General features: G+C 66.1%; 23 protein-coding genes, 1 tRNA gene and 1 riboswitch. Of the genes, 20 read left to right on the top strand and 4 right to left on the bottom strand.

The window, feature by feature from the left end; all coding sequences use genetic code 11:
- Positions 1–78: 78 nt before the first annotated feature.
- Positions 79–184, bottom strand: a riboswitch (glycine riboswitch).
- A gap of 66 nt (positions 185–250) precedes the next feature.
- Both H7F16_RS01465 and gltX read right to left on the bottom strand, forming a co-directional pair.
- Positions 251–1615, bottom strand: a complete 1365-nt coding sequence (locus tag H7F16_RS01465; protein ID WP_185795779.1) for an MATE family efflux transporter — start codon at positions 1613–1615, stop codon at positions 251–253.
- 87 nt (positions 1616–1702) lie between these two features.
- Positions 1703–3031: a glutamate--tRNA ligase gene (gltX, locus tag H7F16_RS01460; protein ID WP_185795778.1), complete on the bottom strand. Its 1329-nt coding sequence runs from the start codon at positions 3029–3031 to the stop codon at positions 1703–1705.
- A gap of 79 nt (positions 3032–3110) precedes the next feature.
- Between gltX and H7F16_RS01455 the strand changes: the two genes are divergently transcribed.
- Positions 3111–3542 carry a metallopeptidase family protein gene (locus H7F16_RS01455; RefSeq protein WP_185795777.1) on the top strand — a complete coding sequence of 144 codons (432 nt, stop codon included), beginning with the start codon at positions 3111–3113 and terminating at the stop codon, positions 3540–3542.
- Positions 3543–3615: 73 nt separating this feature from the next.
- On the top strand, positions 3616–4542 hold the full coding sequence (locus H7F16_RS01450; protein ID WP_185795776.1) for an MBL fold metallo-hydrolase: 927 nt from the start codon (positions 3616–3618) through the stop codon (positions 4540–4542).
- A gap of 152 nt (positions 4543–4694) precedes the next feature.
- Here H7F16_RS01450 and wrbA read toward each other — a convergent pair whose 3' ends face one another.
- Entirely contained in the window at positions 4695–5288 is a 594-nt protein-coding gene (gene wrbA, locus H7F16_RS01445) for an NAD(P)H:quinone oxidoreductase (protein ID WP_185795775.1), read from the bottom strand.
- A gap of 176 nt (positions 5289–5464) precedes the next feature.
- Between wrbA and H7F16_RS01440 the strand changes: the two genes are divergently transcribed.
- From H7F16_RS01440 to H7F16_RS01405, 8 genes are all read left to right on the top strand, one after another.
- Complete coding sequence (locus H7F16_RS01440) at positions 5465–6439, top strand: 1-phosphofructokinase family hexose kinase (protein ID WP_185795774.1); 975 nt, start codon at positions 5465–5467, stop codon at positions 6437–6439.
- Between the two features lie 343 nt (positions 6440–6782).
- On the top strand, positions 6783–7469 hold the full coding sequence (locus H7F16_RS01435; RefSeq protein ID WP_241741127.1) for an AzlC family ABC transporter permease: 687 nt from the start codon (positions 6783–6785) through the stop codon (positions 7467–7469).
- The gene (locus H7F16_RS01430; protein ID WP_185795772.1) at positions 7466–7777 is read left to right on the top strand and encodes an AzlD domain-containing protein; all 312 of its coding nucleotides are present in this window, start codon (positions 7466–7468) and stop codon (positions 7775–7777) included. Before H7F16_RS01435 ends, H7F16_RS01430 begins: the two co-directional genes overlap by 4 nt.
- Before the next feature lie 88 nt (positions 7778–7865).
- Entirely contained in the window at positions 7866–8183 is a 318-nt protein-coding gene (locus H7F16_RS01425) for a DUF3775 domain-containing protein (RefSeq protein WP_185795771.1), read from the top strand.
- A gap of 58 nt (positions 8184–8241) precedes the next feature.
- Positions 8242–8688, top strand: a complete 447-nt coding sequence (trxC, locus tag H7F16_RS01420; protein WP_185795770.1) for a thioredoxin TrxC — start codon at positions 8242–8244, stop codon at positions 8686–8688.
- Positions 8689–8769: 81 nt separating this feature from the next.
- Positions 8770–8845: transfer RNA gene (locus H7F16_RS01415), tRNA-Ala, on the top strand.
- A 380-nt stretch (positions 8846–9225) separates the two neighbouring features.
- Entirely contained in the window at positions 9226–9858 is a 633-nt protein-coding gene (locus H7F16_RS01410; protein ID WP_185795769.1) for a response regulator, read from the top strand.
- Between the two features lie 132 nt (positions 9859–9990).
- A complete protein-coding gene (locus tag H7F16_RS01405) occupies positions 9991–10242 on the top strand; it encodes a hypothetical protein (protein ID WP_185795768.1) in 252 nt (83 codons plus the stop codon).
- A gap of 361 nt (positions 10243–10603) precedes the next feature.
- Here H7F16_RS01405 and H7F16_RS01400 read toward each other — a convergent pair whose 3' ends face one another.
- Positions 10604–10969: a hypothetical protein gene (locus H7F16_RS01400; RefSeq protein ID WP_185795767.1), complete on the bottom strand. Its 366-nt coding sequence runs from the start codon at positions 10967–10969 to the stop codon at positions 10604–10606.
- Between the two features lie 188 nt (positions 10970–11157).
- Here H7F16_RS01400 and H7F16_RS01395 point away from each other — a divergent pair, with 188 nt between their 5' ends.
- The 10 genes from H7F16_RS01395 to H7F16_RS01350 all read left to right on the top strand — a co-directional run bounded on the left by H7F16_RS01395 (position 11158) and on the right by H7F16_RS01350 (position 20581).
- A complete protein-coding gene (locus H7F16_RS01395; protein WP_185795766.1) occupies positions 11158–11682 on the top strand; it encodes a hypothetical protein in 525 nt (174 codons plus the stop codon).
- Complete coding sequence (locus tag H7F16_RS01390; RefSeq protein WP_185795765.1) at positions 11673–13220, top strand: CsgG/HfaB family protein; 1548 nt, start codon at positions 11673–11675, stop codon at positions 13218–13220. The genes H7F16_RS01395 and H7F16_RS01390 overlap by 10 nt, the downstream gene beginning before the upstream one ends.
- Before the next feature lie 105 nt (positions 13221–13325).
- Positions 13326–14042, top strand: coding sequence for a hypothetical protein (locus H7F16_RS01385; RefSeq protein ID WP_185795764.1), 717 nt, complete (start codon positions 13326–13328; stop codon positions 14040–14042).
- Between the two features lie 208 nt (positions 14043–14250).
- Positions 14251–14562 (top strand): STAS domain-containing protein, encoded by a 312-nt coding sequence (locus tag H7F16_RS01380; protein WP_185795763.1) that lies wholly within the window; start codon positions 14251–14253, stop codon positions 14560–14562.
- On the top strand, positions 14559–14924 hold the full coding sequence (locus H7F16_RS01375) for a response regulator (RefSeq protein WP_185795762.1): 366 nt from the start codon (positions 14559–14561) through the stop codon (positions 14922–14924). The genes H7F16_RS01380 and H7F16_RS01375 overlap by 4 nt, the downstream gene beginning before the upstream one ends.
- On the top strand, positions 14924–16990 hold the full coding sequence (locus H7F16_RS01370; RefSeq protein ID WP_185795761.1) for a chemotaxis protein CheA: 2067 nt from the start codon (positions 14924–14926) through the stop codon (positions 16988–16990). Before H7F16_RS01375 ends, H7F16_RS01370 begins: the two co-directional genes overlap by 1 nt.
- Positions 16987–17469 (top strand): chemotaxis protein CheW, encoded by a 483-nt coding sequence (locus tag H7F16_RS01365; protein ID WP_185795760.1) that lies wholly within the window; start codon positions 16987–16989, stop codon positions 17467–17469. Before H7F16_RS01370 ends, H7F16_RS01365 begins: the two co-directional genes overlap by 4 nt.
- A gap of 30 nt (positions 17470–17499) precedes the next feature.
- Positions 17500–19179 (top strand): methyl-accepting chemotaxis protein, encoded by a 1680-nt coding sequence (locus H7F16_RS01360; protein WP_185795759.1) that lies wholly within the window; start codon positions 17500–17502, stop codon positions 19177–19179.
- A 10-nt stretch (positions 19180–19189) separates the two neighbouring features.
- A complete protein-coding gene (locus H7F16_RS01355; protein WP_241741124.1) occupies positions 19190–19720 on the top strand; it encodes a chemotaxis protein CheW in 531 nt (176 codons plus the stop codon).
- 15 nt (positions 19721–19735) lie between these two features.
- Entirely contained in the window at positions 19736–20581 is an 846-nt protein-coding gene (locus H7F16_RS01350; protein WP_241741121.1) for a CheR family methyltransferase, read from the top strand.
- Positions 20582–20587 lie beyond the last annotated feature (6 nt).

Raw genomic sequence — 20587 nt, 5'->3', positions numbered from 1 at the left:
CCCCTCTGTCCTTGCCCGCTTCGGGCGCCTGAGATCGTTATCCCTTCGGCGGGCCTGACGGCCACTCTCCAGAGTACGTTGTCAGAAACGGTCCCTTGCGCCTGAGAGTTTACCGGGGCGGTTGCTCCTTCGGCACCGACGCCACGGGTCGCCCCGCAGTGCCGGATTCTCCCGAACCTGACGGACCTTGGGTAGCCCGACCTTGCCTCGTCTGGCAAGAGGGAAATTGAATACCACGGTATGCCGTGCGTCAGGCGGTCAGGCCCGTGGGGGTTCCGGCGCGGGTGCGTTCGGTGCGGGCGATGACGCGATAGGCCAGCCAGACGGCAAGGAAGCCGAACAGGATTCCGCCTGCGGCCTGCCCGATCAGAATGCCCTGCGCGCCCCAATAGCTGCCCAGCCAAAGGGCGAAAGGCACCGTCCCGAGCGTATGGCGGCCCCAGTTCACCATCGTCGACTGGAAGGCGGCGCCAAGGTTGTTGCACAGCGCATTCGCCACGAAAATCATGGCGTTGAAGAAAAAGAGCAGGCTCAGCGGGCCGCAGAACAGATAGACCAGATCGCGGGTCAGCCCCTCGGCGTGGAACACGTCCCCGATGGGGCCGCGCGCGGCGAAAAGCAGCGCCGACATGCCGACGATCACCATGCCCGCGAAAAGCAGCGCGTCGCGGAAGGCCCGGCGCACGCGGTCGATCCGGCCCGCGCCGAGGTTCTGGCCGAAGATCGGGCCGACCGCACCCGACAGCGCGAAAATGATGCCGAAGGCGACGGGCGTCAGGCGTCCGGCGATGGCCATGCCGGCCACGGCCGCCTCGCCATAGCTTGCGACCATGCGGGTGATGACGGCTTGCCCGACGGGGGTGGCAAGCTGGGTCAGGATCGCGGGACCCGAGATCGACATGAGCGGTCCCGCAGCCTCGCGCAGGCTGCGAAGGGTGACGGGGGCAAAGCCGCCGTAGTGCCGCCAGATCGGCCAGAGCGCCATGACAAGGATCGCAAGCCGCGAGCCCCATCCCGCCAGCGCCGCACCTGTCAGGCCCAGATCGGCCCAGAGGATCAGCACAGGGTCGAGCGCCGCCAGAACCACCGCGCCCCAGACCGTCACCATCATCGAGCGCCGCGCATCGCCATGCGCCCGCAGGATTCCCGTGCCGACGATGCCGATCATCAGCAGCGGCTGGAGCGGGGTCATCAGTTGCAGATACCACAGCGTTTCGGCGGCGGTCCGCCCCTCGGCCCCCAGAACCCCGACGATTGCGGGCAGGGCGGCCCAGACAAGCGCGGCAAAGACCACGCCGAAGCCCGCGCCCAGCAGCAGCCCCGAGGTCGAGCGTTCGCGCGCCAGCGGCAGGTCGCGTTCGCCGATGGCGCGGGCTACGCGGGCCGAGACCCCGACCGACAGGCCGATGCCGAAAGCGGTGGTGAAGAACAGCACCGCGCCCGCATAGCCGATGGCGGCGGTTTTCACCGGATCGCCCAGCCACGAGATGTAGACCATGTTGATCAGGTCGACGACGAAGATCGCCATCAGCCCGACCGACGAGGACAGCGACATGACCGCGATATGCCGCAAAAGGTTGCCTTGGACGAATTTCGCCTGATGGGCTGTGGACATGACGTTCCCCCGAAGGGCATCATCCCTTCTTCTTTTTTCAAATATCCCACGGGGGTGCGGGGGTGTGAAACCCCCGCCTCTTCGCGGTCAGCTTGTGCGGACGGTTTTCAGCAGCGGCATGACATCGGCCATTTCCGGCCCGTTCGCGCGGCCCGTCAGCGCCTTGCGCAACGGCATGTAGAGCCCTTTGCCCTTGCGGCCAGTGGCGGCTTTGACCGCCTCGGTCCATTCGCCCCAGGTGGCCTTGGTCCAGGGCTTTGCGGGCAGCATCGACAGCGCCTGTCTGACGAAATCGGCATCTTCCGCATCGACCAGCGGTTCGGCCCCGTTCTGGAACAGGTCGGACCATTCCTTCAGGTCGGCCAGCGTGGTGATGTTGGCCTTGGCGATGTGCCAGAAGTCCTCGGCCTCGGCCGGGGCGACGCCAAGGGCTGCGACCTTGTCGGCCACGGCCGACAGCGGCAGCGACTGCACATGCGCGCGCGTCAGCGGGAACAGGTCTTCGGCGTCGAATTTCGTGGGGGCCGAACCGAAGCTGCCCACGTCGAAGCCCGCGATCAGGTCGTCCATCGAGGTGGCGAGTTCCACGGGTTTCGACGACCCGAGGCGGGCCATCAGCGACAGAAGCGCCATCGGCTCGACCCCTTGGGCGCGCAGGTCGCGCAAGGACAGGGTGCCGAGGCGCTTGGACAGCTCCTCGCCCTTGGCCCCCGTCAGCAGCGAATGGTGGGCAAAGCTGGGCGGGGTGCCGCCCATCGCTTCCATGATCTGGATCTGCGTGGCCGTATTGGTCACATGGTCCGCGCCGCGCACGATGAAGGTGACGCCCATGTCGATGTCATCGACCGAGGAGGCAAAGGTGTAAAGCACCTGACCATCCGCGCGGATCAGCACCGGGTCCGAGACAGAGGCCGCGTCGATCGAGATCGGCCCCAGGATGCCGTCGTTCCATTCGATGCGGTTCTGGTTCAGAAGGAAGCGCCAGTAGCCGTCGCGCCCTTCGGCCCTGAAGGCGGCCTTCTCGGCATCGGTCAGCTTGAGCGAGGCGCGGTCATAGACCGGCGGCTTGCCCATGTTGAGCTGCTTCTTGCGCTTGAGGTCCAGTTCCACGGGGCTTTCGAAACATTCGTAGAAGCGGCCTTTGGCCTTCAGCTCCTCGGCCGCCTCGCGGTAGCGGTCCATGCGGAGCGACTGCTTTTCCACGCGATCCCAATGGATGCCGAGCCAGTCGAGGTCGGCCATGATCCCGTCGGCATATTCCTGCTTGGACCGTTCCTGATCGGTGTCGTCCAGACGCAGGATGAAGGTGCCGCCCGATTTGCGGGCGATCAGGTAGTTCATCAGCGCGGTGCGCAGGTTGCCCACATGGATGTAACCGGTGGGCGAGGGGGCGAAACGGGTGGTGACGGTGGACATCTTGGCCTCCAATGACCGCGTTGCTCTTTCACAGGCGCGGGGTTTTGTCCATATCTGTGGGGTTGGAACGGGGGATGAGATGGCTGAAACCGAAGACGCGCCGACATGGGACGGGTTTACCGCGCCCGACCTGGGCCTGATCGAGGAACTGGCGCAGGACGCCATCGCCGCCTTGCCCGCGCCCTACCGTGCGGCGGCGGGGCTGGTGGCGCTGCGGGTGGTGGATTTCGCATCCGACGAGCTGCTCGAAGAGATGGGCCTGACCGATCCTTTCGAGTTGACGGGGCTTTATGACGGGGTGCCGCTGACCGAGAAATCGGTGATGGACCAACCCGCCCAGCCCGACACGATCTGGCTGTTCCGGCGGCCGATCCTTGACGAGTGGTGCGAGAGGGGGGATGTGGGACTTGGCGACATGGTGACCCATGTGCTGGTCCATGAACTGGCGCATCATTTCGGCTGGTCGGATGACGACATCTCGGCCATCGATCCGTGGTGGGAACGCGACTGACGAAGGCGTGATTGGGCGGTTGCGGGGGGTGTCCTATCCTTTTGATAGTTTTTGATCAGAAGGACATTCGCCCATGACAAGACCCAACCTCTCGCGCCGTCAGGCGATGATCGCCGGTGCCGTTCTGCCCTTTGCGCCCGCCCTGATGACAGGGGCAGCTGCGGCATCGGTGCCTATGCAGGGACCGGCGCTGCCGCTTTTCCACCGCGCCAAGGTCGGGGCCTTCGAGGTGACCACGCTGCTGGCCGGATCGCGGGCGGGCGACAAGCCGCAAGAGACCTTTGGCATGAACGTCGCAGCCGAGGAATTCGCCGCCGTCTCGGCTGCGAACTTCATTCCCGATGACAGGACTTTCAACAGTTTCGCGCCCGTTCTGGTGAACACGGGGGCCGAGCTGGTGCTGTTCGACACCGGCCTGAACCCCGAGGGGATCACGGCCGCATTGGCCGCGGCGGGGGTGCAGCCCGATCAGGTGGACATCGTGGTGCTGACCCATATGCACGGCGACCATATCGGCGGGCTGGGCGGGGCGAACCCGACCTTTGCCAAGGCGCGCTACGTCACCGGCGCTGCCGAGCATAACGACTGGTCCAAGGCGGGGAACGAGGGGTTCGAGGCCAATGTGAAGCCCCTGAACGACAGGTTCAGCTTCCTCGACGACGGCGGGGCGGTGGTGTCGGGGATCACGGCGATGGCCGCTCCGGGCCATACGGCGGGGCATTTCGCCTATCGTCTTGAAAGTGGCGGGCAGCAACTGGCGGTGCTGGCCGATACGGCGAACCATTACGTCTGGTCGCTGGCCCATCCCGATTGGGAGGTGCGCTTCGATCAGGACAAGGCGCAGGCGGCGGCAACGCGGCGCAAGGTGCTGGGGATGCTGGCAGCGGACCGGATCGCCTTTGCGGGCTATCACATGCCCTTTCCGGGGATCGGCTTCGTCGAGGCGGCGGGCGAGGGCTTCCGCTATGTTCCGGCAAGTTACCAGTTCATGTTCGGTTAACCAGTTTGGCCGACCCAAAGCAAAAGGGGGCGCACGCGCCCCCTCTGTCCGCTTCGCGGCCATTCACCCCCTGTGGATATTTGGGGCAAGAGGAAGCGGGCGGTCGGTATCCGGAAAGAAGGGGGGGCGGGTGAGCGCCCCCCGCTTGGCGATCAGGCCTTGAGCTTGGCCGCGATTTCCACGGTGCGCTTGGCCTGATGGCTGATGGCGGCCACGACTTTCTCGTCGAATTCGGCGCCCTGGGTGTGGCTGTAGCCGTAGGGGTTGCCGCCCGCGCCGAAGATCGCGGCATCGGTGTAGCCGGGGGCTGCGATGATGGCGCCCCAGTGCAGGAAGGTGGTGTAGAGGCCGAGGATCGTGGCTTCCTGGCCGCCATGCACGTTCTGGGCCGAGGTCATGGCCGAGATCGCCTTGTTCGCCAGCTTGCCGGTGAACCACTGGCCGCCCAGCGTGTCGATGAAGGACCGCATCTGCGAGGTGGCGCTGCCGAAGCGGGTGGGCGTCGAGAAGATGTAGGCGTCGGCCCATTCCATGTCGGCCGGGGTGGCGACCGGAACCGAGGACTGGTTCTCGGCGGCGGCTTTCCACGCGTCCTGGCTGTTCACCACCTCGGCCGGGGCGGTTTCGGCGATGCGGAGGACCTTGACCTCGGCACCGGCGGCGCGGGCGGCTTCGGCGGCGATTTCGGCCATTTTGTGGTTGGTGCCGTAGGTGGAGTAGTAGACGATTGCGAGTTTGACGGTCATGTCGGGTCTTCTTTCCTGAACGGGAGCGTTTGAATTCTGTGCCGATCAGGTAACCCGTTTTCCCGTTTCCGCAAATGCCGATGGGCGCAGGGCATCTGTGCGCCGTTGCGCGGGTTGTAGCATGGGGTTTGTTACCGCTATCATAACGCAAAGGGCGGCGGGTGCGGGAGGCGGCGATGGCAACGGGTGAAAAGGGCGGTTTCCGGCAGCAGGCGCCGATCCTGACGCTGACGCTGAATCCGGCGCTGGACATGGCGACCGAGGTCGCGGTGATGCGTCCCGATGAAAAGCTGCGCTGTTCGGACCCGCAGCTCGACCCCGGTGGCGGGGGGCTGAATGTCAGCCGCGCGGTGCATCTGCTGGGCGGGGAAAGCCTTGCGCTGGTTGCGCTGGGCGGGCTGACCGGCGACCGTCTGGCCGAGCTGATCCGGCGCGAGGGGGTGATGTTCCTTGGCATCACCGGACCGGGCGAGACGCGGCAGAGCCTGACGGTGAACGAGGCGGCGACGGGGCGGCAATACCGCTTCATGCTGCCCGGCCCTGTCTGGCATGACGAGGATCAGGAGCGGGTCTTCATGCTGCTGCGGGCGGCGGGAAAACCGGGGGGATTCTCGGTGATCTCGGGCAGCCAACCCCCCGGAGTTCCTGTGGATTTTCCGGCCAGGCTGGCATCGGCGATGGCGGGGATGCGGGTGGTGATGGACACAAGCGGCGCGGCCCTGACGCGGGCGGTGGAACACCCCGTGCCGGGGCTGGAAGTGCTGCGGATGGATGGCGAAGAGGCCGAGGCGCTGGCGGGACGCGCGCTTGCGACCCGTGCCGATACAGCCGATTTCGCGGGAGAGCTGGTGGCGCGTGGCGTGGCCAGAAAGGTGATCGTCGCGCGCGGCTCGGACGGGTCGGTTCTGGCGGGCGAGGGGCTGCGGATCTTTGCCAAGGCACCGAAGGTCGCGGTGCGGTCGAAGGTCGGGGCGGGGGATTCCTTTGTGGGCGGCTATGTGCTGACGCTGGCGCAGGGCGGGACCGAGGCCGAGGCGCTTGCCAAGGGTGTGGCGGCGGCTGCGGCGGCGGTCATGTCGGCGGCGACCGAGCTGTGCCGCGCCGAGGATGTGGATCGGCTGTTGCCCGAGGCCCGGGTGGAGACGGTTTAACCGATTGATTCCGCTTGGTTCTGGCCGCGCGTTCTGGCCGCGCGTTCCGGCGATGGTGGCCACGGTCGGGCGAGGTGTCGAAGCGGCGCCGGACCGCGTGGCACTTGCCCTGCCGGACAAGATTTGGCGCAGGGGGGCGGCGCGGCTGGCAAGACCCTGTTCATCAGCCGGAATGCACAGCCGATGCAGACGCGTTGCACGGCGGGGTTACGAAGGCTTCATCTTTCGGCTGCGCCCAGCTTTCGGCAATGGCCCATCTTTCGGCTGCGCCCTGTCGGGGGAGGCTTGCCCTTTGCCCTGCGGGGCGGCTAGGTCTTGGCGGGTGTTTCGGGTGGAGCGTTCCTTGAGCCAAGACAAGTCCGGTTTTGCGAGTGGCCTTGTCACCGCCCTGCCCATCGCACTGGGCTATTTTCCCATCGCCTTCGCCTTTGGCGTGGCCGCGACCAAGGCGGGCTTTTCGGGGGCCGAGGCGGTCATGCTGTCGGTCGTGATCTATGCGGGGGCGTCGCAGTTTCTGGCGCTGGCGCTTGTCGCCTCGGGTGCCCCCTTGCTGGTGGCGGCGTTCACGCTGGTCGCGATGAACCTGCGGCATGTGCTTTACGGGCCTGCGCTGATGCGTGCGGCGGGGGCCGACGGGGCGCGGCGTCTGGCCTGGGGTTGGGCCTGGGGCCTGACGGACGAGGTGTTCGGCGCGGCCCTTGGCGAGGTGGCGCGGGGGCGGCGCTTTTCGGAGCCTTTCATGTTCGGGATCGGGATCGGCGCCTATGCCGCCTGGGTTTCGGGCACGGCGGTCGGCACGCTGGCGGGAGGCGGTGCCTTGCAGGACTATCCGGCCGTCGAGGCGGGGCTGGGCTTCATGCTGCCCGCGCTGTTTCTGGCGCTGCTGCTGTCGATCCTGACCCGCGCGGCGGTGCCGGTGATCGGGGTGGCCGGGGTGGCGACGGTGGCGGGGACGCTGGCTGTCTCGCCCACGGTCGGGATCCTTGGCGGTATGGTGGCGGGTGCTTTGGCGGGGCTGGTGCGCAAATGAGGATCGAGGTTCTGGCGCTGGCGCTGATCGTGGGCTTTGCCAATTACGCCTTTCGCTATGGCCCCTTTCGCTTTGGTCTGGGCGAGGGGCGGGCCGGCGGGCCGATGGCGCGGTTTCTGGCCGCGACGGGGCCTGCGGCTATCGCGACGCTGGTGGTCGCCTCGGTGCTTCCGATGGTCGGGGAGGCAAGGCTGCCGCTGCTGGCGGGCGTGGTCACGGTGCTGGCGGTCTGGGGCTGGCGACGGTCGGTGGTGCTGGCGACGCTGGCGGGGCCTGTGGCCTATGGCGCGGTCTTTGCGCTGGTCTGACCGCTTCACGATTGGCTGTAACAGTCGTTAAGGGCTTGCGGTGCAACGGCTGCGGGGTGAGCATCGCGGCAGCTCAAGGAGATGTGCGATGATCGAGATCAGCTCGGACAAGGTGGTTCAGGTGATTTTCCTGATGCGCGAAGAGGCGGCGGGCGAAAAGCAGTTGCACGCCTTTATCAACGGCTTGAACGACGATGAAAAGGCGCATCTGACCGCCATCGCATGGGTCGGGCGCGGGGCGTTCGAGGCCGATGCCTATGCCGAGGCGGTCGAAACCGCCTATGCCGAGGCGACGGTGCCGACCGACCAGTATCTGATGGGCATGCCGCATCTGGCCGAGAACCTAGAAGCGGGGCTCGAGGCGCTGGGTGTGGATGTCGCAGGCGAAGAGGCGGATCTGATGTGACCCCCTTGCAGGGCGCGTCCGCGATTCTCATATTCGGCAAATAGAATGTGAGGCGATCATGGCTGAGACGGTGAAACTGGTTTGCGCCACCTGCGGGCAGACGAACCGCGTCCCGCGCGAGCGGCTGGCGGGCGGGCCGAAATGCGGCAGCTGCGGCGAGGCGCTGGCCGACGGGCGCGTGCATGAACTTGACGGGTTGTCGCATGACAAGGCGGTGCGCGACGACGAATTGCCGCTGCTGGTGGATTACTGGGCGCCGTGGTGCGGGCCGTGCCGGATGATGGCGCCGGAATTCGCCAAGGCGGCCAAGAGTTTGGCCCCGCAGGTGCGGCTGGCGAAGCTGAACACCGAGGACCATCCGGCGATTTCGCAACGGGCGCAGATTCGCGGGATTCCGGCGCTGGTGCTGTATCGGCGCGGGCGCGAGGTGGCGCGACTGGCGGGTGCGCGTCCGGCGGCCGATATCGTGGCTTTCGTGCAGGGCCATATGGCCGCGCGGGCCTGAGCCGGAGCTGGCTGCGGGCGTGATCGGGGGCGGGGCGCTCGCTTGACAATCCCGCGCCGATGCGCGAGAAGCCCGCCCGTGGGGGCAGTAGCTCAGTTGGGAGAGCGCGTCGTTCGCAATGACGAGGTCAGGGGTTCGATCCCCCTCTGCTCCACCAGATTTTTCCCGAATGTTTCGATGCCTGTGACGGCGGGCGTGGCGTGGCCGCTGGCGGCGTATATGAAAAAACCCCCGACCGCGGTCGGGGGTAAGGCTTTCCGTTACGGCAGTACGAGAGGCGGGCAGGTCAAGGCACGCCTTACCCCCCGTTGTAACGGGCGGGGCGTTGCGGGCGCAAATGCGCATCGGTGTCGTTCGGGAAATAAGGTCTGTAGGTTTATACCTTGGATAAGGGCTAGGCGCGGAATAACTCACGCTGACGCACATACCCCCGCCCGAGGTCTGCCGTTAAATATCTTTCGCGCTGGATTTGTAGACTTGTCGGAAAGTTGAATTGCTGTCCTTTTCCGCCCACTGCAAGGCAGGGGGAAATATAACATGCCGGACAAATCGAAGATATCAATACTGATAGCCGACGACCATGCGCTGCTCGTGGATATGATCGATCTTTTTCTGCAAAGCGACGGCGGGTTCACCGTGGCGCGGGCGGACAGCCTTCAGACCGTGGTCGAGGCGATCGAAGCCGAGGGGCCGTTCGACGTGATCCTGCTCGACCTCGACATGCCGGGGATGCACGGGTTGCAGGGGATCGAGACGGCGGTGAAGGCCAACAAGGGCGGCCGGGTCGTGCTGTTCTCGGGGCAGGTGCGGCAAGAGGCGATTTTTCAGGCGCTGGAAATGGGGATTTCCGGCTTCATCCCGAAAACGCTTTCCGCCAAGTCGATGGCCAACGCGATCCGCTTCGTCGATTCCGGCGAGATCTATATTCCGAGCGTGCTGAGCGCCACCTGGGCGCGGCCCGAGCGGCGGGCGCAAGCGACCAACATCTCGCCGCGCGAGATGGATGTGCTGCGGCATATCTGTCAGGGAAAGACCAACAAGGACGTCGCGCGCGAGCTGGGATTGACTGAAATCACAGTGAAAATGCACGTGCGTTCGCTGTGCGCCAAGATGAATGTCACCAACCGCACGCAGATCGCGATGAAGTCGATCGCCAGCGGTCTGGCCTGAGGCGCGGGCGGCGGGGCGGGCATCGTAAGGCGGGTGCCGCAGACCGCAGCGACACCCGTTACAGCCCCAAGGCCAGCTACACAATCTTTCGTGCTGGCCCATACTGCGGCAGACTTCGACGGAGGACGGGACATGGATATCCGGAACGGCGATACGCCCTTGCAAGAGCAGGCGCTGGGGGCTGCGGGGCAGGTTGACTATTCCGGCGCTGCCGGATGGGGCGACGCGGTGGACCGCAAGCGCTTTCTTGTCGGGGTCCATCTGAACGCAAGGCAACTGGCAGCACTCGAGCGGTACCGCGCCTCGCTCGACGATGATGTGAGCCGGCCGCAGGCGATAAGGTCGATCCTGACCTGCTGGCTGAAACAGAACGGACATCTTTGAGCGCGCTTTCGTTAAAATAGGCAGAGCTGATTTTATGAAGCCGGATGCGATGCGTCCGGCTTTTATTATTTCTGCCATTCATATTTTGAAGGGACAAGAAGGGTTTTGAAGGGAAACCGGAGCGATACGGATGGTGACCGATACCTAAGATATTAACGGCACCCTGTGGCGTGGCAATGCAGCGTTAAGACAAATTGGTTGCCTGTGGGTGCAATGTTATCCGGAATTGGAGAAATATCCATTTGTCCAAAGGGTTTCCAATGAACCGGATCGGCACAAGACTTGGCGGCATGGCGCTGCTTCCGGCAACGGCGATCGTTCTGGTGGCATGCACGCCGCCGCAGCCGCAATACGAGAACGTCTATTGCTGGGCGGAAGAGCAGGGTTTGATCCTTGACGAGAAGTATTCGCGCCCTGCGGCGATGAAATGCGCGCCTTTGGTCGCGCCGCAGGTTGCGGGGATCGGCGCGGTCGATCCGCAGACGCCGCCTTCGCCGTCGACGCGGCCCACGCCTTCGACCCCGCCGTCGCCCTCGACGCCTCCGGGCACGAATACGGGCAGCTCGTCTTCGGCAAGTGCCGGTGGCGGCTCGTCCTCGGCCAGCACGACATCGGGCGGGACGGCGTCATCGGCTTCGGCCTCGGGGACGGGCACATCGGCCACGACGGCGGGCGGGGGCAGCGCGTCGGGGGCAAGCGCGGGGGGCGGCACCAGCAGCAGCGCCACGGCGGGCGGGGGCAGTTCCTCGTCGTCCAGCGCGGGCGGAGGCTCGTCCTCGAGTTCGACGACCTCGTCTTCGGGCAGTTTCTCGGCCTCGGCCGGTCCGAACGGTGTGTCGGTGAGTGCGACCTACTGAATACGCGGCATGTGAGCCGAAGCGGATCTGCGCGGCGAATGCCGGCTGGAAGATGAAGATGACGACGAAACGGACAACGAAATGCGCGGGCCTGCGGGCCGTCATGATTGCGGTTTCCCTGCTGGGCGGCGGTGCCGCGATGGCGCAGGAGTGGTCGAGCCCCGGCCAGAACTGGGGCGGGGGCTGGGGATTTTCGTCGGTCGCGGAACGGACGCTTCTGTTGCAGCAGGCGCAGGCCATGCTGGCCGCGCGCAATGCCGGACGCGTGACCACGATCAACACCTATGACAACCGGCAGAACTATCAGGAAGTGTCGGTCGGCGCGGGGGCGACGAATGACTCGGCCTTTCAGGTCGGGGATTCGACGCAGTCGAGCTATGCGGTGGGCGCGCTGAACACCGGCACGACCAACATCGACGTGACGGGCGACGGCAACACCGTCGACTCGACCATCCGCGCCGACAGCACGGGATGCATCGACGGCACGATGACCACGATGGAGCAGGGGACGCCGAACCTCGATGCGTCCTTCGGGATCGACATCAGCATGGCGTCAAGCGCGCAGGGGCAGACATGCAACTGATGCGGGGCGCTGCGGCGAAAGCGGTCTCATGGGCGGCGGCCCTGGCCGTGGCTGGCTGCACCGCCGTTCCGGGGGCAACGGAAAAACCGTGGGAGCGCGCCAATCTGGTGCAGGGCCCGCCGATCGAAGACATCGTGACCGCTTTCGATTCCGCGCTGGGCTGCCTGCGCGGCAAGATCAAGCGCAACGTGGTTTTCGCCGTCGGCACGGTGACCGACAACACGGGCAAGGAAACCTACAACGACGGCGGCTCGGGCAAGATGGTGACCCAAGGCGCGGGCGACATGGTGCAATCGGCGCTGTTCCGGTCGGGCGTGACGGTGGTGAACCGCAGCCAGGTCAACGTCTCGGTCATCGAAGCGACATGGGGCATCCGTGACATCAAAAGCCAGGTGCCGGTGAATTTCTACATCTCGGGCAGCATCAACAGCCTCGATTACATACCGGGCGGCGGCTACGAGGTGTCGGTTGCGGGCTTCGGGCCGAAAAAGCGGCAAAGCCGGATCATGGTGGGTCTGGACCTGTCGATGGTCGATGCCTTCACGGGGCGGGTCGTGGCGTCGATCCCGTTGCAGAAGCAGATTTACATGTCGGAAGCGGGCTTCAGCGGCACGCAGTTCTTTGGCGATACGCTGGTGTCGCTGGATGCGGGCGGCATGGAGCGCGAGGCGATGAATTTCGCGCTGCGCCAGATGGTGTCGCTGGCGACGTTCGAGCTGCTGGGTCAGGTGATGAACCCCGGCGTCTATGCGCAATGCCGCGGGCTGGTGCCGGGCGGCGCGGGGGCGGTCGAGCATAACGGGACGGCGGACACCTCGGTCTACGAGGTGTCGGGGCAGACGGGCAACGACCTGAACGTGCCGGTCGAGCGGGCGCTGCCGCCGCCGGCTGTTCCGCCGCAGGGGCAGGCGCCGGGCCAGCCCGTGCCGCCGGGAATGCTGCCCGCGCCGCCGCAGGAAAGCGCGCCGCAGGGCGGGCAGCCCGACCCCAAGGGAGAGCAACCGCGCAGTCCGCGCGGCGATGCCTCGCTTTTGGGCAAGGAGGCGACCAAGACCGCGACGCGCGCCATCCAGACGGCGAAGAAGTCGCAGACCGCCGAGAACGCCATCGACCGGATGAAACTGGCCGCCGAGGCGATCCAGATGGCCAATCTTGCGCTGAAACTGCTGCAAGAGGCGGCGCGGCTGGGATTGGACGGCGAAGAGGGCGACGTGACGGCCGTCGTCGTGCAAGAGGCGATGCGCGTTGCCGCAGCAGCGGGCCGCGAGGCGGCAAATGCCGCGCAGGCCGAAAAGCTGACCCCGCCCGCGCCCGCCGAAGCCGAGCGCAAGACATCCGAGGCCGAGCCTGCGCCCGCAGCACCCGCGCCCGCCGGACCGCTGCTTGCAGCGAAGCCGACCCCGACCCCGACACCGACGCCGACACTTCAGCCCGCGTCGATGCCGAGCGTGATGCGCATCCAGCCGCCGACCGAGATGTTCGTGGCGCCCAGCCCGTCACAGGGCAGCGTGATGTTCCTGCCGAAAAGCGGAGGCTGACAAAAGAATTCCGCCGGAGCGATCCGGTGCGATTGGGGCCCCCGATACCCCCCGATAGAAAAGCGGACCGCTTGGGGGGCGGGACCGTGATACAGGAAGACACAGATGCAAAAGTTTCTCTCCACTACCGCCTTCGTGGCTGGCGTCGCTTTCGGCGGTTCGGCCTTTGCCGCCGATCCGGCATCGTCGGACTCGCTGCTTTCGGGCATCCTCAACGATGCGACCGAGCTGTCGGCGAGCCTGTCGAACGTCGCGCAGAACCTGAACGACGTGAACGGTTCGATCAACATCGACACCGAGCGCACCACGTCGGACTTCGCCGACATCATCGACGGCCTCGGCGGCCCGAACGGCTTCGGGTCGTACAGCCAGGTGAACGCCAGCGTCTACGGTTCGGACGTTCCGGCCTCGTTGCTGAACGTGCTTAACCCGCTGACGCTGACGCTGGGCAACCTGTCGACCACCGCCATCGGTTCGCTGCAGTCGGGCAACATGACCGCGACCTTCGACGCTTCGGGCCTGCTGGCCAAAGCCGAGTCGACCGCAACCGGCCTGAGCACCACCGCCGGAATGTCGGCCGAACAGTACGGTTCGATCCTGAACCCGGTCGCGATGCAGAACATCTCGGTCAACTCGGGCGCGATCGACGGGTCGGTCAACCTTGCGCTGGCGAACGTGAACACCACGGTCGGCAACGTCGGCACCACCGCCATCGGTGCGCTGGGTTCGGGCGCTATGACCGCCAACATCTCGGGCCAGATGGGCGATCCGGCTGAAATCGGTTCGGGCCTTGTGACCGCGCTGGTCGGCAACCCCTACTGATCCTTGGCTTTCCATGCGGGGGCCGGTTCGTCCGGCCCCTGCGTCCTATGCGAAAGAGTCGTCCGGTTTCGGGCGGCTTTCTCATTTCGGGACCTGTTTTCTGCGCCCGCCCGCCTAACAGCGCGCCGCATCGCGCCGTTTGTGCATAAGTCGCCGCCCTGCGTGTGGAACGGAGTGGCGGCTGTGGCTTAAACGGGGGCAGGATTACATGAAAACCACGGCAAAGACGGGCGTTCTGCGGCATTCGGATGCGCGCGAACTGGCGGCAGAGCTGACCGGGGCGCTTGACGCGGGGGATGTGACGCTGGACCTCGCGGCCGTCGAGCAGGTCGATACCGGCATATTGCAAGTCCTCATCTCGGCCAGCGCCCTTGCCGACCGCACGGGGCGGCGGCTGCATTTGCACATGCCCGAGGGCAGCGCCGTCTGGAGCGCCGCGCAGGCCCTGGCCCTGCCGCCCTTTGGCCTGCCGGTGAGCGGCCTTTCAGCACAAGATTCCAACAAAGGGCAAAGCCTATGACCAAGACCATCCTGACGGTGGATGACAGCCCGTCGATCCGGAAGATGATTGCCATGACGTTGCAGGAGGCGGGTTACGCCGTTCTGGAAGCGGTGGACGGGCAGGATGGTCTGGCCAAGGCCACCAGCGCGCATGTCGATGCGATCATCACCGACCAGAACATGCCGAACCTTGACGGTCTGGGCATGATCCGCGCGCTGCGCCAGCACCCGATGGGGCGCGGCGTGCCGATTGTCGTGCTGTCGACGGATGGGGACGAGGGGCTGAAGGCGCAGGCGCGCGAGGCGGGGGCGCTGGGCTGGATGCTCAAGCCCTTTACGCAAGACAAGTTGCTGGCGGTCATGAAGAAGGTGCTGGGGTAATGGTGGACGACGAATTGGCAGGCGTGTTCCGCGAGGAATTGCGCGATTTGCTCGACAGTCTCGAGCGGGGGTTGCTGGATCTGAAGGCCGCGCCGCAGGATATGGGGCTGGTCAATCAGGTGTTCCGCGACCTGCACACGGTCAAGGGCAGCGGCGCGATGTTCGGCTTTGTCGAGCTTGCGGCCTTTATCCACAGGTTCGAGACGCTGTTCGACAAGGTCCGCGCGGGCGAGGTGCCGGTGAGCGCCGAGCTGATCCGCCTTGCGCTGGCGGCGCGGGACGAGATTCCGGGGCTGGTCGATGGCGTGGCCGACCCCGAGGGGCGGCGCGATGCGATCCTGTCGGGGCTGGCCGCTTTGGGCTGTCCGGTGGCCGAGGCCGCGCCCGTGGCTGCCGCCGTGGCGGCGGTGGGCGGGGTGGCCCCGCAGGCCGCCGCGTCGCTGACGCTGGAATTCCGGCTGCTGGGCGAGGCGCTGGGCCTTGGCGCGCGGCCCGAGGTCGTCCTTGGCGAGTTGCGGGCGCTGGGGGCCGGGGCGATCGTGGCCGATCTGGCCGATGTGCCGCCGCTTGACCTGCTTGAACCGGATGCCTGCCATATCGTCTGGCGCATGGTGCTGCCTGGTTCGGTGACCGAGGCGCAGGTCGAGGACGTGTTCCTGTTCACCGATGCCGAATGGAAGCTGACGCGCGACTGGCCCGAGAGCGGCGGCTTCGACTTTGAGCTGGGCGCGGCTGGAACCGAGCTGCCTGCGGTCGAGGATGCTGCTGTCGTGGCCCCCGTTGCGACCCCCGTTGCGGCGCCCGCCGCAACCCCCGCCGTGGCCCCCGTGCTTCAAGCGGTGCCGGCGGCCGAGGCGGTGCCTGCGGCGGTGGCGGCGGCTGCGGCGACGATCCGCGTTCCGGCCGAGCGGCTGGATGCGCTGATGGATGCCGTGGGAGAGCTGGTCATCGTCGAGGCGCGGCTGACCGAGCTTGCCCGCCAGAGCCGCGATCCGGCGCTGATGACCACCGCCGAGCAGATCACGCGGCTGGCGGCGGGATTGCGCGATGCGACGATGACGATGCGCATGGTGCCGATGCGGTCGCTGGTCGGGCGTTTCCGGCGGCTGATTTCGGGGCTGTCGGACAGTCTGGGCAAGCCCGTCGCCTTCAACGTGCTGGGCGAGGATACCGAACTTGACAAGACGGTGATCGAAAAGCTGGCCGACCCCTTGGTGCATGTGCTGCGCAACGCCATCGACCACGGGATGGAGACGCAGGACGAGCGGGCCGCCAAGGGCAAGTCCGGCACGGGGATCATCGAGCTTTCGGCCCAGCATGCCGGGGCCGAGGTGCTGATCCGCGTGCGGGACGACGGGCGCGGCATGGACCCCGCGCGCATCCGCGCCAAGGCGGTGTCGCAGGGGATCATCGCGCCCGAGGCCGTGCTGACCGAGGCGCAGACCTTTGCGCTGGTCTTCGAGCCGGGCTTTTCCACCGCGACCGAGGTGACCGAGCTGTCGGGCCGTGGTGTCGGGATGGATGTGGTCCGCCGCACCATCGAAGGGCTGCGCGGCAGCATCGAGATCGACTCGAAACTGGGGTCGGGCACATCGGTGACGCTGCGCCTGCCGCTGACGCTGGCCATCATCGAAGGTCTGCTGATCGAGGTGGCGGGCGAGAAATACACCCTGCCGATGGCGATGGTGCAAGAGATCGTGGCCCTGCCGAAAGACCGCGCCGAGCCGAAACGCTCGGGCGATTTTCTGGATATCCGTGGCAAGTTCGTGCCCTTCCTGCGCCTGCGGTCGCTGTTCGACTGCGCGGGTTCGGCCCCGGGCGAACAGAACGTGGTGATCGTCAGCTCGGGCGAGACGCGGGTGGGCATCGTGGTCGACCGGATCGTCGGGACCAACCAGACCGTCATCAAGCAGATGTCGAAGCTGCATGCCGGAGTGCGGGCGGTTTCGGGGGCGACGATCCTTGGCGACGGGTCGGTGGCGCTGATCCTCGACGTGGGCCACCTGATCGGCCTCGGGCGCGGTGCGGCGACGCAAGGCATGGCATTTGCAGAGGTGGCGGCATGAAACTCGCATCGCTTCGGAAGACCGAACATCTGACCCTTGTCACGCTTGCGCTGGGCAGCCAGACGCTGGCGGTTCCGGCCGATGTGCTGCGCGAGATCCTTGACCCGTTGCCCGTGACGCGGGTGCCGGGGGCGGGGGCCTTCGTGCCGCATGTGGTGAACGTGCGCGGGTCGGTGGTGCCGCTGGCGAACCTGAAGATCGCGCTTGGCATTCCCGAGGCCGGAGTGGATGACCGCAGCCGCATTCTGGTGCTGGAAATCCCGCTCGACGGCGAACCTGCGCTGGTCGCCATTCAGGCCGATGCCGTCCACGAGGTCACGACCATCGAGACCCTGCGCATCGAACGGGTGCCGGAAACGGCGAGCCTGTGGCCGCCCGAATACCTCATCGGACTTTACAAGGGAGCGGAGGGCTTCGTGCTGCTGCCCGATCTTCCCGCCATCTTCTCTGCCCAGACCTCGCAAGCGGCTGCGGCCTGATCGACGACGAATAAACCAAGGGTGACAGTAATGAAATTCACGATCAAAACCAAGTTGGGGGCGATCTTCGCCTTTGTCTTCCTGCTGAGCGGTATCTCGGCGGTGATGGCCTTGCGGGACCTCAAGGCGTCGAATGATTCCATCACGGAACTGGTCGCATCGGACGTGCTGCGGATGCTGACGGCCGAGGACCTGATCACGCAGGAACTGCTGTTGCAGGTCAACCTGCGCGAAAGCCTTGTCGATCCGTCGGTGCCCGATGCCGGCCGCCCTGCGCGGATGATGGCGGACCGCGAGGCGATCCACGCGCAGATCGACAAGGATTTGCAGGTGATGCGCGACACGCTGCCGCCCGAGCAGATTCCGCTGCTGGACGCCTATATCGTCGAACATGAAAAGAACGCCGAACTGGCGGACCGCATCCTGAAGCTGAACGCGTCGGGTCAATCGGCTGCGGCGAACGATCTGCTGCTGGGCGATGCGCTGGCCTACGAGGTCGAGAACAACGATGCGATCGAGGCCCTGCGCAATGCCGTGCATGAGGAGTCGAATGCGGCTGTTGCCCTTGTAAACGAGGAATATGCCAATGCCCGTGTGATGCTGATCGGGATGCTGGTCGCCTCGCTTCTGGTCGGGTCGGTTTCGGCGGCTTTCGTCGTGCTGTCGATTTCGGGCCGGATGAAGCAGTGCATCGAACTGGCGACGGCGGTTGCTTCGGGCGATCTGCGCCGGACGATGGCCACCAAGGGCAATGACGAGGTGGCGCAGCTTCAGGAGACCGTCAACGAGATGGTGCTGAAACTGCGCGAGGTCGTGGGCAATGTGTCGATGGCCGTGCGCAACGTGGCGTCGGGTTCGGCGCAGATGGCGGCCACCTCGGAACAGCTGAGCCAGGGCGCGACCGAGCAGGCGGCATCGACGGAAGAGGCCAGCGCCTCGGTCGAGGAAATGTCGGCCAACATCAAGCAAAGCGCCGACAATGCCCAGATCACCGAGCGGATGGCGCTGAAATCGGCGGAAGATGCCCGCACCAGCGGCAAGGCCGTGGCCGATGCGGTGGATGCGATGCAGACCATCGCCGACCGGATCATGATCGTGCAGGAAATCGCGCGTCAGACCGACCTGCTGGCGCTGAACGCCGCCGTGGAAGCGGCGCGGGCGGGCGAGCATGGCCGCGGCTTTGCGGTGGTGGCGGCCGAGGTGCGCAAGCTGGCCGAACGCAGCCAGACGGCGGCGGCGGAAATCTCGTCGCTGTCGGCAAGCACCGTGCGGACGGCGGCAAGCGCGGGCGAAATGCTGCTGGGCCTTGTGCCCGACATCGAAAAGACCAGCGCCCTTGTGACCGAGATTTCGGCAGCCAGCCGCGAGCTTGCGACGGGTTCGGCGCAGATCAGCATGTCGATCCAGCAGCTTGACAAGGTGACGCAGCAGAACACCAGCGCGTCGGAAGAGATGTCGTCCAGCGCAACCGAGCTGGCAAGCCAGTCGGACGCGCTGGCCGCGGCGGTCGAGTTCTTCAAGATCGACGATGCGGGCGCGAATGGCGTGATCATCGGCAATGGCCGGATGCGGCCTGCCGCCTCGGTCGCGGCGGCGCGCCAGCCTGCGCTGCCGCGCAAGCCCCTGCGCAATGACGGCGGCTTCGATTTCGACCTTGCCGGAGACGGTGACGAGAACGACGCCAACTTCAAACGCCGCGACGCGGCGTAAGGGGGCAACCATGCTGGATGCCGCAATCGAAGGCAGCGGCGCCCCCGACGACCGGGGCGCTGCGGTGGAGGGGTCTGCCATGGGCGATGTGGTGACCTTTGTCGCCGATGCCGCCCTTTACGCGGTCGAGGTGATCCGGGTTCAGGAGATCCTCGACCTGCGGCCGGTGGCGGTGATGCCCAACGCGCCCGATCACCTTTTGGGGATCATCGACCTGCGCGGGGCCAATATACCGGTGGTCGACCTGCGCCGCCTTTTGGGGCGGGGCGTGGGCGAGGACACGGGCCAGACGCGCATTCTTGTCGTCTGGGTCGCGCATCGCGGCGGGCGGGCGATCATCGGGGTCAAGACCGACCGCGTGATCGAGGTGACGCAACTGGACGGCGGACTGGTGAAGCCGATGGCCGAGGCCGATCTGCTGCGCTGGTCGGGCAGCGCCATTGCCGGAATCGGGCGGTTGAAGGGCGAGGTCGTCAGCGTTCTCGACCTCGACCGTCTTTTCGAGCGGGTGGACCTGCCCGAGTTTCAGGGCGTCGTGTGATTTGGGACCAGTGTGATGAATACGATGACAGCCGGCGGCACAAGCTACAGTGACCGCTTCCGCGAGTTGATCCGGTCGTTGACCGGGATCAGCCTGCCGCAAAGCAAGGTGGTGATGATCGAGCAGCGGCTGCGCAAGCGGGTGCTGGCCTTCGGGCTGAGCGATATGGAAGCCTATCTGGGCCAGTTGCTCGAAGGGCAGGGGATGGAAGAGGAGTTGCGGATCGTGATCGACCTGATCACGACCAATACGACCAGCTTCTTCCGCGAGTCCGACCATTTCGACTTTCTGGTGAACGAGGCCTTGCCCAAGCGGCTGGCGCAGGCCAAGGGCGCGCGCAAGCCGCGCTTCAAGCTGTGGAGTGCGGCGGCTTCGGAAGGGGCCGAGGCCTATACCTCGGCGATGGTGCTGGCCGAGGCGCAGCGGCGCGGGGCGATGTTCGATTTCGCGGTGCTGGCCACCGACATCTCGCAGCGCATGCTCGAACGCGGGGCAGAGGCGGTCTATGGCGCGGACCAACTGTCGACCGTGCCGCCCGATCTGGTGAAGCGCTACTTCATGTCGTCGCGCCATCCGAGCGTGGCGGGCAAGGTGCGCGTGGTGCCGGAACTGCGCCGCCATGTGCGGTTCCGCCACCTGAACCTGATGGACGAGACCTATCCCGTTGACCGCGACGTGGACCTGATCTTCCTGCGCAACGTGCTGATCTATTTCGACGGACCCGATCAGGAACGGGTCGTGGCGCGGCTGGCAAGCCACGTCGCCCCCGGTGGCTATCTGGTCGTGGGCCATGCCGAAAGCATGGTCGTGCGGATGGATGGGCTGAAACAAGTGCGCCCCACGATTTTCCAGAAAGTCTGAGCCATG

This window comes from Paragemmobacter straminiformis (assembly GCF_014243445.1).
Taxonomy (GTDB): domain Bacteria; phylum Pseudomonadota; class Alphaproteobacteria; order Rhodobacterales; family Rhodobacteraceae; genus Paragemmobacter; species Paragemmobacter straminiformis.
Note: the sequence above shows the minus strand (reverse complement) of the source record. Positions and strands in the feature narration are given on the sequence as shown.

What these genes read in the sequence shown, in the direction of transcription:
- H7F16_RS01410 (WP_185795769.1), top strand. Translation starts at nt 9,226, where the DNA reads ATGCCGGACAAATCGAAGATATCAATACTGATAGCCGACGACCATGCG.
- H7F16_RS01430 (WP_185795772.1), top strand. Translation starts at nt 7,466, where the DNA reads ATGAGGATCGAGGTTCTGGCGCTGGCGCTGATCGTGGGCTTTGCCAAT.
- H7F16_RS01365 (WP_185795760.1), top strand. Translation starts at nt 16,987, where the DNA reads ATGAAACTCGCATCGCTTCGGAAGACCGAACATCTGACCCTTGTCACG.
- H7F16_RS01455 (WP_185795777.1), top strand. Translation starts at nt 3,111, where the DNA reads ATGGCTGAAACCGAAGACGCGCCGACATGGGACGGGTTTACCGCGCCC.
- H7F16_RS01395 (WP_185795766.1), top strand. Translation starts at nt 11,158, where the DNA reads ATGACGACGAAACGGACAACGAAATGCGCGGGCCTGCGGGCCGTCATG.
- H7F16_RS01465 (WP_185795779.1), bottom strand. Translation starts at nt 1,615, where the DNA reads ATGTCCACAGCCCATCAGGCGAAATTCGTCCAAGGCAACCTTTTGCGG.
- H7F16_RS01450 (WP_185795776.1), top strand. Translation starts at nt 3,616, where the DNA reads ATGACAAGACCCAACCTCTCGCGCCGTCAGGCGATGATCGCCGGTGCC.
- H7F16_RS01390 (WP_185795765.1), top strand. Translation starts at nt 11,673, where the DNA reads ATGCAACTGATGCGGGGCGCTGCGGCGAAAGCGGTCTCATGGGCGGCG.
- H7F16_RS01440 (WP_185795774.1), top strand. Translation starts at nt 5,465, where the DNA reads ATGGCAACGGGTGAAAAGGGCGGTTTCCGGCAGCAGGCGCCGATCCTG.
- H7F16_RS01385 (WP_185795764.1), top strand. Translation starts at nt 13,326, where the DNA reads ATGCAAAAGTTTCTCTCCACTACCGCCTTCGTGGCTGGCGTCGCTTTC.
- wrbA (WP_185795775.1), bottom strand. Translation starts at nt 5,288, where the DNA reads ATGACCGTCAAACTCGCAATCGTCTACTACTCCACCTACGGCACCAAC.
- H7F16_RS01350 (WP_241741121.1), top strand. Translation starts at nt 19,736, where the DNA reads ATGAATACGATGACAGCCGGCGGCACAAGCTACAGTGACCGCTTCCGC.
- gltX (WP_185795778.1), bottom strand. Translation starts at nt 3,031, where the DNA reads ATGTCCACCGTCACCACCCGTTTCGCCCCCTCGCCCACCGGTTACATC.
- H7F16_RS01375 (WP_185795762.1), top strand. Translation starts at nt 14,559, where the DNA reads ATGACCAAGACCATCCTGACGGTGGATGACAGCCCGTCGATCCGGAAG.
- H7F16_RS01355 (WP_241741124.1), top strand. Translation starts at nt 19,190, where the DNA reads ATGCTGGATGCCGCAATCGAAGGCAGCGGCGCCCCCGACGACCGGGGC.
- H7F16_RS01360 (WP_185795759.1), top strand. Translation starts at nt 17,500, where the DNA reads ATGAAATTCACGATCAAAACCAAGTTGGGGGCGATCTTCGCCTTTGTC.
- H7F16_RS01405 (WP_185795768.1), top strand. Translation starts at nt 9,991, where the DNA reads ATGGATATCCGGAACGGCGATACGCCCTTGCAAGAGCAGGCGCTGGGG.
- H7F16_RS01425 (WP_185795771.1), top strand. Translation starts at nt 7,866, where the DNA reads ATGATCGAGATCAGCTCGGACAAGGTGGTTCAGGTGATTTTCCTGATG.
- trxC (WP_185795770.1), top strand. Translation starts at nt 8,242, where the DNA reads ATGGCTGAGACGGTGAAACTGGTTTGCGCCACCTGCGGGCAGACGAAC.
- H7F16_RS01380 (WP_185795763.1), top strand. Translation starts at nt 14,251, where the DNA reads ATGAAAACCACGGCAAAGACGGGCGTTCTGCGGCATTCGGATGCGCGC.
- H7F16_RS01370 (WP_185795761.1), top strand. Translation starts at nt 14,924, where the DNA reads ATGGTGGACGACGAATTGGCAGGCGTGTTCCGCGAGGAATTGCGCGAT.